The 12,200-nt window shown below is 62.0% G+C and carries 6 protein-coding genes and 1 pseudogene; all 7 read right to left on the bottom strand.

Annotated elements, in window-relative coordinates; translation table 11 throughout:
• Positions 1–76 precede the first annotated feature (76 nt).
• Positions 77–1,231: an endo-1,4-beta-xylanase gene (locus tag N3J91_13200; protein ID MCX8157378.1), complete on the bottom strand. Its 1,155-nt coding sequence runs from the start codon at positions 1,229–1,231 to the stop codon at positions 77–79.
• 22 nt (positions 1,232–1,253) lie between these two features.
• Positions 1,254–3,254, bottom strand: coding sequence for an alpha-N-arabinofuranosidase (locus tag N3J91_13195; protein MCX8157377.1), 2,001 nt, complete (start codon positions 3,252–3,254; stop codon positions 1,254–1,256).
• 8 nt (positions 3,255–3,262) lie between these two features.
• Positions 3,263–5,848 carry a malectin domain-containing carbohydrate-binding protein gene (locus tag N3J91_13190; GenBank protein ID MCX8157376.1) on the bottom strand — a complete coding sequence of 862 codons (2,586 nt, stop codon included), beginning with the start codon at positions 5,846–5,848 and terminating at the stop codon, positions 3,263–3,265.
• A pseudogene (locus tag N3J91_13185) lies at positions 5,828–7,006 on the bottom strand (alpha/beta hydrolase-fold protein). Before N3J91_13185 ends, N3J91_13190 begins: the two are co-directional and overlap by 21 nt.
• A gap of 155 nt (positions 7,007–7,161) precedes the next feature.
• On the bottom strand, positions 7,162–8,001 hold the full coding sequence (locus N3J91_13180; protein MCX8157375.1) for a sialate O-acetylesterase: 840 nt from the start codon (positions 7,999–8,001) through the stop codon (positions 7,162–7,164).
• A 133-nt stretch (positions 8,002–8,134) separates the two neighbouring features.
• Positions 8,135–9,670 (bottom strand): glycoside hydrolase 43 family protein, encoded by a 1,536-nt coding sequence (locus tag N3J91_13175; protein MCX8157374.1) that lies wholly within the window; start codon positions 9,668–9,670, stop codon positions 8,135–8,137.
• A gap of 130 nt (positions 9,671–9,800) precedes the next feature.
• Positions 9,801–12,179, bottom strand: coding sequence for a glycoside hydrolase family 127 protein (locus N3J91_13170; protein MCX8157373.1), 2,379 nt, complete (start codon positions 12,177–12,179; stop codon positions 9,801–9,803).
• Positions 12,180–12,200 lie beyond the last annotated feature (21 nt).

Here is a 12,200-nt window from a genome sequence, read left to right as displayed (position 1 = left end):
GGAGTTGGTATATTTTTGCAGGTTAACGATAAAGTTTATGGTTATTCTTAAGCAATGACTTAGAAACCACGAAGTACTAGGGTTGGCTCAGATTGATTTTCTTGCCCTCCGCCACTGCCATCACGGCATGGAAAGCCGGTTTGGGTTGAAGCTGGGCGTCAAACAAAAGCGGCCGTTGCCAGCTCCGCCAGGAGCGACGATCGCTAAGCCCCCAAAAGGTCACCCGGGAGATGTTCTTCTGATGGCGCAGGAAAACCTCGAACAACCGCCCATACACTTCCGCCTGCTTCTTCAGAGCCTCCTCGGAAATTGGCTCGTTGCGCCCGCGCACGGGGAAGGCCCCGGTGTTGTCCCCGGTGGCGGTGATATCCAGCTCGCTGATGCTGATTTTCAACCCCAAAGCGGCGTAATTTTGAATGGCCTTTTCCACTTCCTCGACGTTGGTGGTCAAACTCCAATGCCCTTGAATGCCGACGCCGTGGATGGGCGCGCCTTCGGCCTTGAGCCGTTTGAGCAGCAGCAGGGAGCTGGCATGTTTGCCACGGCCCCGCAAAGCGCCCTGTTCGATGTTGTAATCATTATAATACAGCTCCGCCTTGGGGTCTGCCTCGTGCGCCCACTTGAAGGCCAGGGTCAGAAAATCAGGGCCAATGATTTGCAGCCATTGAGAGGAGCGCAGGTTTTCGGTGGCGCCATCGCCCCGATCGCTAATGGCTTCGTTCACCACGTCCCAACCAATGATGCGCCCCTTGTATCGTCCCACCACGGTTTGGATGTGCTTTTTGAGGCGCTCCATGGCCAGCTCGCGCGTCACCGGCTGGCCGTCCGCGCCCGGCTCGAAAAACCAGCGGCCGGTCTGCGCATGCCATACCAAGGTATGGCCCCAGACTTTGATCTGATTCTCCACACACCATTTCACCAGCGCATCCGCCGTGGCCCAGTTGAAATTGTTTTCGGAGGGTTGCAGGGGCTGCGGCTTCATGCAGTTCTCCGGGGTGAGCACGTTGTAATGAAGCTTGATGTGCGCCTGCTCGGCCTCGGAAATCATGCGCAGATCATTCGCGGCCCCGATAAGAAATTTGCCGGCAAAGGCGTCTTTAAGCCCCTTGGTGGGCGCGGCTGCCGTCGGCGGCGCGGCTGCCGGAGCGGCCGGTTCGGGACGATTCTGCGCCAAAACCACACTCGCGCTCACCGCCCAGGCGAGGACGGCCCACGGAATTGTTTTTTTCATAAGCAAAGGATGTATCGGCTGATTATGGACGAATTCTGATCACCGTCAAAGAATAAGGCGGCGCCTGATACTCCCAGCGCGGCCGTACCGTAATTTCCTGCGAGACCGGCTTGAGCACCGGCGGCTGGTCATCCGCATTAAACGCATCGGGGCCGGGGCCGGTGAGCAGCCAGCGGGGGGCCGCCATGTCCCGCTCGGGCAGGCCGTTGAAATCAATGTTCAAGGTCACCGCCGACTCCCCGCCATTGACAAGCTTCAACACAAGGTGGCCTGTCCGGCTGTCGCGGACGGCGGAGACTGCCATCATGGCCGGCCGCGCGCCCTGAAAAGCGAAGTCGAGCGCCCGGTCGCCGTTGTTGCGGCTGAAAAGTTGCTGGACGTAATAATTGGGCGTCAGAAAAACCTGGGTGCCGTTGAAGTAAATCATGTCGGGATGCCACTGCGTATGCCCGCGGCGCGCAAACAAGGGGGCGTAGGAGGCAAACTGCACCACGTCCCCGTTGCGCTCGAAGCCGGTCATTCCGGCGGCCTCGGCCAGCGCTGAGCGCAGAGAATTGCGGCGGCGATCGCGGTCGTGGGCGGCATATTCCCCCACATACACCTTCGGGCCGTTGCGATCATAGCGGTCGTAACGGGCCAGGTTGTCCCAGAACCATTGGGGCGGCACGTAATAATGCTCGTCCACCATCGGCAGTTTCAACTCCCGGGCAAAGGCCCATCCCTCGTCAAAATCACGGCCTGCCGCAAACGGCCCGGAAGTGCCAATCACCACCATCTCGGGATATTTGGATTTTACCGCCTCATAAATCATTTTGAACCGCTCCTTGAAAATGGGGGTGATGGCATCTTCATTACCCACGCCCAGGTATTTCAAACCAAACGGCTCGGGATGACCGGCAGCCGCCCGTTTGGCCCCCCATTTCGAGGTGGCGGGGCCGTTGGCCCATTCAATCAGGTCCAGCACATCCTGGATGTACGCCGGCATTTCCTCCAGCGGGAGGCCTTCCTGGCCGCGATTGGGCGAGCTGCCGGCATGTTGACAGCACACCCCGGCGCTGACCACCGGCAGGGGTTTGGCGCCAATGTCCTCACAAAATTGGAAGTACTCAAAATAGCCCAGGCCCATGGTTTGATGGTATCCCCACAAATTGCGGCGGGCGCGGCGCTGCTCGACGGGGCCGATGGTTTCTTTCCAGTTATAATACCGATGCACGCCGCCGCCATGAACGAGGCACCCTCCCGGGAAACGCATGAACTTGGGCTGCAAATCCGCCACCGCCTGCGCCAAATCCGCGCGCAGGCCATTGGGGCGGTTGCGGAAAGTTTTCTGAGGAAACAACGAGATCATGTCCAGGGCAATGCCCCCGGCCTCATGCGCCAGCAGGACCAGGCGGGCATCCTGAACCGTGCGGGCGGGTTTAAGCAACGCATTCAACCGCCGCCATTCCCGGCCTTTGACCTGGAAACTCGCCTCGGCCAGCAGCTCGCCCTGCCGGGTCTCCAACCGCAACGTCACCGGCATGGGGCGGTTGTTGTCCCCCCGTCCCCACATTTCCCCCATGAAGGCCTGATAGGTCCAGAACGAGGCTTCGTACCCTTCGCCCGCCTGCACAGGGATGCCGTCGAAACCGTCATTGGCCAGCCCCACCCCCTCGCCCGGCCGCCGCACGGTGAGGAGGGCATAGTGAGGGTTGTTCTCATGAATGGGCCGCATTTCCGCCACGGTCACCGACCCATCCCCGCCCCCGCGTTTGATCACCTCCCAGAACTTCAACGGATGCCAGTCCGGCTGCTCGGTGGGGCTATATTCAAAGGAGCGATTCTGGATCAGCTCGGCGTACAAGCCCCCATCGGCGGCGTAATTCAAGTCCTCAAAGAAGACGCCAATAAGATCCGGGCTGATGGGCTTGCCGGCCTCGCCCGCCTTGATGGACAAGGCCACCGGCTGGGCCTGCAAGAGGCCGGCCAGGATGCACAACCCGGCCAGGCCGGCCATCCAGGAGAAGGTGACTTTGAAACGCATGGGCATTTTCAACGGCTGCGCAATTTCAACACTGTAATCGAAAACGGCGGAAACTCACGCACAAATTGGGCGCTTAAGCCCCGGACCTTCTGGGTGCGCGGCACAATCTTGCGCGGCTGCTCGATGGAATTGGTGTCCGTCAGGGCTTGGGCCGCCAGTTCCGTCGCCTCGCCTTCAGACCGGATGCGCGGTGCACCACTGATCTGGATTTGGATGGGCTGCGGCCGGCCGGCGACATTGACCACCTTCAAAAAGATTTCGCCCGTGGCGCGGTTGCGGGTGGCATTGAAAAACACCTCACGTATCTCCTGGGCCGGCGGGGGCGCCCCCCCGCGAGGAGGCCGCGGTTGCCAGGTGCGGGTGGGGATGTGCTGGGAATCCGTGGCCAGGATTTCATCCCCATGCAAGGTGCTGAACATTTTTTGCGCGTAATAGGAGGGAGAACCATAACTGGTCAGCGCGTCATAACCGATCAAATCCGAGCTCCACTGCATGGAGCGGCCCGGGCCGGTGAGCTGGCTGACGTTCACGAACAGCGGCGCATAGCAGTGCATCAGGACAATGTCGGAGTTGCGCTCCATGCCGGTCATCCAGGCGGCATCCCCCAGGGCGCCCGCCATGTTGGGGGTGGGGGAGCCCACCCGCGTGGCCCACTCCCCGCAATAGATTTTGGTGGGATTCGTGCGGGAATAGCGGTCGTAATCGAGGGCATGCGCCATCATCTCCTCCAGTGAGCGGTAATAGTGTTCATCCACCAGGTCCGGCACGCGGCTGCGGACAATTTGGGTGGGATGCTCGTAACCGATGGAGGAGATGACTTTGAGGTGGGGATACTTCGCCTTGATGGCATCGTAGAACTGCGCAAAACGGCCGTCATAGCTGCCGCTCCGGTCAAACCAGTCCTCGTTGCCGATCTCCACAAAGTTCAACTTGAAGGGCTTGGGATGCCCGTCGCGGGCCCGTTGCGCGCCCCAGCGAGTGGTGGTGTCGCCAATGACGTATTCGATTTGTTCCAGCGCCTCCTGCACATAAGGCTCCAGGGCCGGGCCGGGCTCGATATATTTGCGATCCAAAGTGTAACCCGCGAACAAACCCATGATGGGCTCCATGTTCAAATCCTCGCACCACTCCAAAAACTCCAGCAGCCCGAAACCGTCGGTGGACCAATAGCCCCACGGGCTGCGATGGCCCGGGCGCTGCTCCACCGGGCCGATGGTTTTTTTCCAGTCAAACCGCTCGGCCAGATTGCTGCCCTCGAGGTAATTGCCGCCCGGAAAACGCAGCGTTTTGGGCTTCAAGTCGGCCAGCAACTGCATCAGGTCCGGTCGCGTGCCATTGGGCCGGTTGTTGTAGGTGGGGGGAAACAACGACACATGTTGAAACCAGATCAGGCCGGGCTGGGTGGTCTTGATCACAAAACGGTTGTCCTTGGACACCGGCACTTTTTTCGTTTTCAGCAGGACCTGGTACTTCTGCCACTGACCAGTAATTCGGGGCACCACAGCGGAGGCAAACACCTGCTGGCCATCCCGGCTCTCCAGGGCAAGCGTCAGCGGCCCGGCGGCTGATTCAGCCCGCGCATAAAAGGTGGCCCGGTAAGTGGTATTGGGACGCACGGGGATGCCCCAATATCCGCCATTGGCAATGCCTGCCGGCGCGGCGGCCGAGGCCCGGGCAGCGTCCACCTTCAGGCTCAGATTCAAGGCCTCATTGAGCGGCTGCGTGGGATCCAGGGCCAAGGTGGCCTCGCCCACGGCTTCCCAGTAAACCGGATCTTTGGGGTGCGCCTTGAAAGAACGATTGCGGATCAGCTCGGCGTAAAGCCCCCCTTCGTAGGAAAAATTGATTTCCTCGGTCATCAAACCATATAGCAACGGGCTGACGCGGCCGACCACCTTGCCGGCATCAATCTGGAGCACGGGCATCGGCCCTGGGGGTGCAACCGCGCCGGCCGGCGGGACGGGCGCCGGTGCGGGCGCTGGTGCGGGGGCGGGAGCGGGCACGGGCGCCGCTGCAGGCGCAGCAGGATTGTCCCCCGCCAACGCCTCGGGAATGATTTCAATCGCGTTGATTTCGGGATTTTCCACCTTGGGCGTGAAAGTGATCCGCAATGTTCCGTTGGTGATTTCCACCGGCACCGTTTCCACATAAGCACGGTTGGGACCCCCGGCTTTCACCCAGATATCGAAGTCCTTGAATTCGCGGCCATGCACGTTGTAGGAAAAGACGCGCTGACCCGGCCCCGTGATGCCTTCAAAAGTTTCGGCAAAGTGCAGTTTCAACACGTACCGGCCGTTGGGAAGGGGAATGGAAAACGCCTCCATCGAATAATGCTCGGTTAAGTAGAGACCCGGGTCTTTGGTGTTGGCGATGGCGGTGGCCGGATCGCGGCCCACGGTGGCGCCCCCCTCAAAGCCGCGCTCGGCCTCCCACACATTGCCGGCGGAGTCCTTGAACGGCGTGTCCTGGCCGGCCTTGATGCGGATGATTTTCGCGCCGTCGGCCGGGGCTGGCGCCGCGGAGGTTGCGGGTGCGGCGGCGGGGATGGGGATGGCCGGAGGCAGGGGTAAATCCTCAAACAACAGGGGCGCCATTTGGTAGAGGCTGCGCCGCCAGGACTGCCATTCGTGGCCGGTGTTGGGCGACTCATAATAAACGCTGTTGATGCCGGCCTGTTTCAGGGCTGCGACGTTGGCTTTGGCCGTGGCGGCGCCGTTTTCGCGGCTGCCATAACTGATGAACACCAGCTTGACCTTTTGCTTGAAGGCCGCCAGATCGGTGATGTTGCTCAAGGAAATGCTGCCGCCGCTAAACACGCCAATGTGAGAAAACTTGTCCAAGTGCGCCAGCGTGATGGCCCGTGTCTGCATGCCGCCCATCGAGAGGCCGGCCATGGCCCGGTGGGGTTGATCCGAAAGCGTGCGAAATTGCGCGTCAATAAAGGGGATTAAATCGTCCACCAACACCCGTTCAAAGGGGCCGAAATTGAACATTCGCCCACCCGGTCCCGGCACACCACCGCCGCCCGCCGGCGGTGGCGCGCCGCCTGGCGCGGGGCCGCGGCCCGGCCCAAAGGCGCCCGGCACATAGCTGTTGGCCATGACGATGATGAAGGGCCGGGCCTTGCCTGCCGCAATCAGGTTGTCCATGATGCGGCCGGTAAATCCCTGGCTGCCCCAGCCGGTTTCATCCTCGCCCCCGCCATGTTGCAAGTAGAGCACCGGATAGCGTTTGGTGGGGTTCTGATCGTAATCCGGCGGCGTATAAACGAAACAACGGAGGGTGGCGTTGGCATTTTTGGAGAAAAACCACACCTGCCGAAGCTGGCCGTGCGGGACGTTTTTCAGGGCGTAAAAATCCTGGTCCTGGGCCGGCACCTCCACGGCGCTGCCCCACCGGCTGCCGCCGTAGAAATAGAGCGTGCCGGGATCAGGCACCCCTGCCCCATCAATCACCAGTTGGTAATAGTGGAAGCCTTCGTCCATGGGGTTGGACATGCCCGTCCAGGCGCCGTCCTCGCCCTTGGTGAGCGGGTATTTGGTCCCGCCCAGAAAGTCGAGGACCACGTTTTGGGCCTGCGGGGCCACGATCCGCACCCGCACGCGCCGCTCGGAATTAACCTGCGGGTATTGTTTGCCCGGTTGATTCAACACGGAGGGTTTCCAATCGTCCGCCGGTGCATTGGTTTGCGCCTGACCAAACTGGCCCAGGAGCAAAGCCGACAACAACAGAGTTGAGAGTTGGGTTTTCATGGTTTTGGGTTTTTAGGGCGATTTGGCATGCAACGATCCGTCAGAAGTCTCAGCGGCGCGCGTGCCGGCGATGATGCCGCGGGCAACGGCTGGCCGCGCACAGGCAGCGAAGACACGATCCGGAAACGCCTTGAGCAGGGCGGAGCGCATGGTGATCAGGGGGGATTTTTTTGCCGGACACGGCCGGCCTCATATCCCAGAAGGGCAAGCATTTTTTCCGCGTAACGCCGGCCCAGCTCCCGGTAACCTTCCGGGGCAAAATGCAGCCGGTCCGCGCGTCCGGCGCAGCCTTGCGCGGAAATGACATGCGCGGTGGGAATGGTTTGCGGGAGCGTCTGGATGATTTTGTTCATGCTCGCGCACGCGCCTTTTTGATCGGCGGGCACCAGCTCGCCCGCCAGCAGGGGCACATCCTCGGCCCGCAGTTGCAAATCCCGGAGCAAACGCTGGTAAATGGCGTTGACCTTGCGCGGCCATTCCTGGTCGTTGGCATTGGATTCCCCCTGGTGAAGCAGGATGCCTTTGATCACGCCGTCCTGCTGCGCCCGTTTGGCCATGGCCACGAGGTGGGCGTAAGGGTTGCCACTGTAGCCTTTGATGATGTTTTGCATCCAAGGCGGGGCGGTCGCCGCGTAAGACTGGAAGTTGTCCGGATCAAAAAGTTCGATCTTGCAGCCGGCCACCGAGACGTTGACCACCCCCACCTTGAGATGGGGCGGCAGATTGGAAACCAGAGTCCGCCCAAAATAATCCGCCGGGGACAGCCCGGCGTTGGGACGGCAGAGTGGCGGAATGGCGGGATACCATTGGCCTTGCGTCCGCCCCAGCGCGGGAAAATCCACCGCGGCCAGGACTTGAAAACGCTCGTCCACCGGCCCTTTGTCCTGCGCCTCAAGGCCGGGAAAGCCTTCCATGTTGGATTGGCCGAAGCAGAGGAAGACGTAGAAGTTGGTGGACTGCGCCCGGGCTTCCAGGAGGCCCAGGCACAGAGTCACAACGACGCACGCAAGAAGCGCACGCCGCCCAGGGCTGTCATTCACACGCCACATACGCCACGGGAATAAATGCACGAAGGCATGGTGCGGATTACGTATGCGGAATTCCGATTCATGCACGGGTCATGGGTGGTTACTGGCGCGGTTCCGTCATCCGATCGCGGATGCGGAAGTAATCAAAATCGGCATGCCCACCGGTTTCCTTGGTGGCGTAATTGAACAAGGCAAAGCGATACCCCATGAAATGCGGCAAGGTATAGGTCATCCGCAGCTCGCTGCCAATGCGCGTCCAGGATTTGCCGTCCAGACTATAATAAAACCAGGCCCGGTCCCGCATGTTGCGAAAATCGCACTCGGCCTTGAAATGCACTGTGTCTTGCGTCAACGGCACGCGCGCCTGCTCGGTGGGCGGGCCATTCTGCACACTCACCATCACGATCGAGCGCGCGCCCCCCTCTTGTTTCACCGCCACCAAACCATAATTCCGTTGCAACAACGCCAGCCCCGCACAGTCGCCGTCCTTCATGCCGGAGACGTCCACCGCCACGCTCCCGGAGCACTCCGGGCCGATGGTGCGTTGCGTTAAACTGTTGCGGGCCTGGAGAAAGTCCTGGTCCACCCGCCCGGTGGTGAGCCGCAAAAAGCCCGGGCGCGCCGTAACGGACCAGAAGCGGTTGTCGGGATTGTGATTCCACTGCCAGACCAGGGGAAGCGGGCGATCCCCCGGCTTGCGGTCAAACTCGTCGGAGGCCACGATGCCCGGGATGAGGCCGCGGCTGGACGGCAGGGGCAGGGTATCCGGCACTTTGCCATCCACGCCCAACACCGGCCAGCCGTCCACCCATTTAACGGGCACGAGATACGGGATGCGCCCCACCGCGCCGTAATCGCGGAAGAGGTAGGCGTACCACTCACCTTTGGGCGTATCAATCAGGCCGCCTTGGGCCACGCCCTTGTCCTGCAAGGCAAGGCGCCCCTCCCAAGGGCCGGTGATTTTATCGGCGCGATGGATGATGACCGAGCGCATCCCTCCGCGCGGCCAGATGATGTTAAACAGGTAATATTTACCGTTGATTTTCCAGAGCTGCGAGCCTTCTCCGGCCAGGCCGGCGGTGGCGCCCGCCACCGCAATGGCATTGGTGATGATGACCTGGTTGATGCCGTCCGGTTTGATGCCGGTGAGGTCCTCTTTCAGTTCCACCAGGCGCAGATTGCCCACGCCGTAAATCATGTAGGTACGCCCATCGTCATCGAAAAACAGCGTGTGATCATGCAACGAGGGACGAAACGAAATCTCCTCCCACGGCCCCTTATCCGGGTCCAGGGTGTGGTAAATATGGGTGCGACCGGAGGTGTTGGAAAAAGTGGAGGCATAGAACCGGCCCTTGTGATGGCGAATACTCGGCGCCCACGAGCCGGCGCCATAGGCGTTGCGCCCGTTTTGCAGGTTGAGCGCGTCATTGTCCGCCAGGGTCTCGTAGGCGTAACTGGCCATTTCCCAGTTCACCAAATCCCTGGATTTCATAATGGGCAGGCCGGGACTGAGGTGCATGGTGGTGCTGGCCATGTAATAAGTGTCGCCCACCCGGACCATGCACATATCCGGCACATCCGCATGGATGATGGGATTCATCGCCTGCGTGGGTGACTCCGCCGCCGGGCTGGTCATGAGGGCGGAGCAGGCAGCCAGGGCCACGAGATACAGGGGGGGTTTCATCGGGTTTATTTTCTGGTGTTTATTTAGTATTGTTGGCTGGCAAAACGGGTCTTAGCGGTTCTCTTGCGCCACGGTTCTAGTTTTACGGTTTTTCAGGTTTCATCAAGCGCACATCAAAAACCCCGCCCGCCAGCGCGCCGGGCTTGGCGGCAAAGCGGATGAGCACCCGCCCATTGGCGGATCTGGCAAGCACCGCCGGCGGAATCGGGTAGCGCTTTTCAAAAAATTCTCCCGGACGGGAATTGTTCAAAGTCTCGGTGGCCAGCCGCTCGCCGTTGGCAAAAATCTCAAAAGTGCGCCCCTGGTCACCGCCCCAATAGGTGACGGCCAGCTCCGCGGCCTTCTCGCCCCGGGTGGCCAGCGAGTATTGAAACCATTCGCCGTGCCGCCACCGCCGATTGTTATGCAGGCCGGTGGCGACGCGCTCCCCGGCGAAGTCGTGCTCCACCTCGGATTGCTGTTCACCGACGGCAACAAAGTCCAGTGTGTTGGCCTCGCGGCGGGCTTTGGCGCGTTCTTCGGCGGCAAGTTTCTCCCACCGGGCGGCGAGGGCTTCCCGGGTGGTCAGTTGCCAATACATTTGATAACGCTGATCATGAAGCCGGAAAAACGGCAGCAGGGGCACGCCCTCGGGCTGGGGCGGCTCGACCACGCCGGTCAGGCGGAAGCGCAGCGGGCCGGCGGCGGGGTCAGGCGCCACAAACCGCGGCAGCTCCTCCGCCGTGGTGAGCAAGACAGGCACCCGGTCCAGCGGTACGAGCGGCCCGCCGGCGACGTGGCCCATGCGGCTGTCATTGGCGTAAAGACCGCGTAGATCGTTGGTGCCGGCAGGCGCGGCCAGGACAATGGGGCCGTGCAACAACGCCACCCAATCCGAGCCATCCGGCAGCCGCTCCACGGTGGTGCGCATCGGCAGCTCCACCTCCACCCGATCCCCATCCCGCCACTGGCGGCGCAGGGCGGCATAGGACGAGGGCCGGGAGGCAACGCTCACCGGCTGGCCGTTCACCCGCACCGCCAGCGCTCCGTCCGCCACCCAGGCGGGATGCCGCAGATACAGGGTGAATTCCGCCGGCTGCTTGAGCTTGAGCAGCAGCCGCGTGCGCGGCTCGTCAGGGAAAGCCGTTCCCTGGCGGAGGGTGAGACCCAGGTTGGTCACGCTCACTTCGGAGGCGATGAAGAGATTGACATAGAGGCCGTTGGTGGATTGCGCGTAGATAAACGTGCCGTAGCGGCCGGGGTTTTCCATGCCCGTGCCCACACAGCACCAGAAGCACTGATGCGGCTGCGAATAGACCCGGTAATGTTGCGGGCGGATGGGGGTGAAATACACATAGCCCGGTTGGGTGGGATGAATGGAGGCGAGGAGGTGATTGTAAAGCGCGCGCTCGTAGTAGTCGGCGAGCGCCGCGTCCGGGCGCAGGACAAACAAATGCTCCGCCAGCCGGAGCATGTTGTAGGTGTTGCAGGTTTCCGGGCCTTCGCGGTGTTCAAGCATGCCGCTGAAGTTGCGGGGGTCATTGAAATGCTCGGACACGCTGTTGCCGCCGAAAGCCACCGTGCGCCGGCGGGTGACGTTCTCGAAGAAAAACTGCGCGCCGGCGGCGGCCGAGGAATCCCCGGTGATCATGGCCAGCCGGGCCAGGCCGATGACCTTGGGAATCTGGGTGTTGGCATGCAGGCCGGTCAGGCGGTCTTCCTGCCGTTTCAGCGGCTCGAGCACCGCCCGATGACAGAAACGCTGCGCGGCCTGCAGGTATTTCTCCTGCCCGGTGATGACATACAGGTCAGCCAGCACCTCGTTCATGCCGCCGTGTTCCTGGGCCAGCATGCGTTGCATCTGCTCATCGCTGAGTTTGCCGATCAACTCCACGCACCAATCGCCCAGGCGGATGAGCACGGCCCGGGCCTGCTCGTTGCCCGTCAGCAGCCAGGCATCGCGCAGGCCGGCGTAGGTTTTATGCAGGTTGTACCACGGCACCCATTTCTTATGAATGACCTCCACCCGCCCCTCGCCAATGGCCTGCCACAGCTCGCGGCTGCCCGGCACGCCGCCCACGTATCCGTTGCCTGCGGCCGCTTGGCAGCGGGCCATCTCCGCCACCATGTATCCGAGGCGGCGACTTAGCTCCCCTTCCGGGGTGTCGGCGCCGGCGGCGATCATGGTGGCCAGCGCAGAGAGGTAATGGCCCGCCGTGTGGCCGTCCAGGCCGCCGCTTTCCCAGTTGCCGTAGGGGCGCGCGCGGGGCGGCAGGCCCGCCTCGCGCAGCATCGGGGCCAGCAAACGATCCGGCTCCAACGCCAGCAGATAAGCCCGGTTGACCTGCACGGCGCCGGCCAGCGGGCCGTCCAGCAGGCGCACGGCCGATAACGGCGGCAGCGTGGCAGGAGTGGCCGGCGGCACCGCAGCCTCCAGCACCAGGCTGCCGGTGCTCAGCACCGCAAGCCACAACATGCGCATTCCTCGTGTCATCAGTGTCTC

The organism is Verrucomicrobiia bacterium, from assembly GCA_026414565.1.
Classification (GTDB): Bacteria; Verrucomicrobiota; Verrucomicrobiia; order Limisphaerales; family Fontisphaeraceae; genus Fontisphaera.
Note: the sequence above shows the minus strand (reverse complement) of the source record. Positions and strands in the feature narration are given on the sequence as shown.

Excerpts from the sequence above, each read along its gene's own strand:
- N3J91_13195 (MCX8157377.1), bottom strand. The coding sequence starts at position 3,254 with ATGCGTTTCAAAGTCACCTTCTCCTGGATGGCCGGCCTGGCCGGGTTG.
- N3J91_13170 (MCX8157373.1), bottom strand. The coding sequence starts at position 12,179 with ATGCGCATGTTGTGGCTTGCGGTGCTGAGCACCGGCAGCCTGGTGCTG.
- N3J91_13190 (MCX8157376.1), bottom strand. The coding sequence starts at position 5,848 with ATGGCGCCCCTGTTGTTTGAGGATTTACCCCTGCCTCCGGCCATCCCC.
- N3J91_13200 (MCX8157378.1), bottom strand. The coding sequence starts at position 1,231 with ATGAAAAAAACAATTCCGTGGGCCGTCCTCGCCTGGGCGGTGAGCGCG.
- N3J91_13175 (MCX8157374.1), bottom strand. The coding sequence starts at position 9,670 with ATGACCAGCCCGGCGGCGGAGTCACCCACGCAGGCGATGAATCCCATC.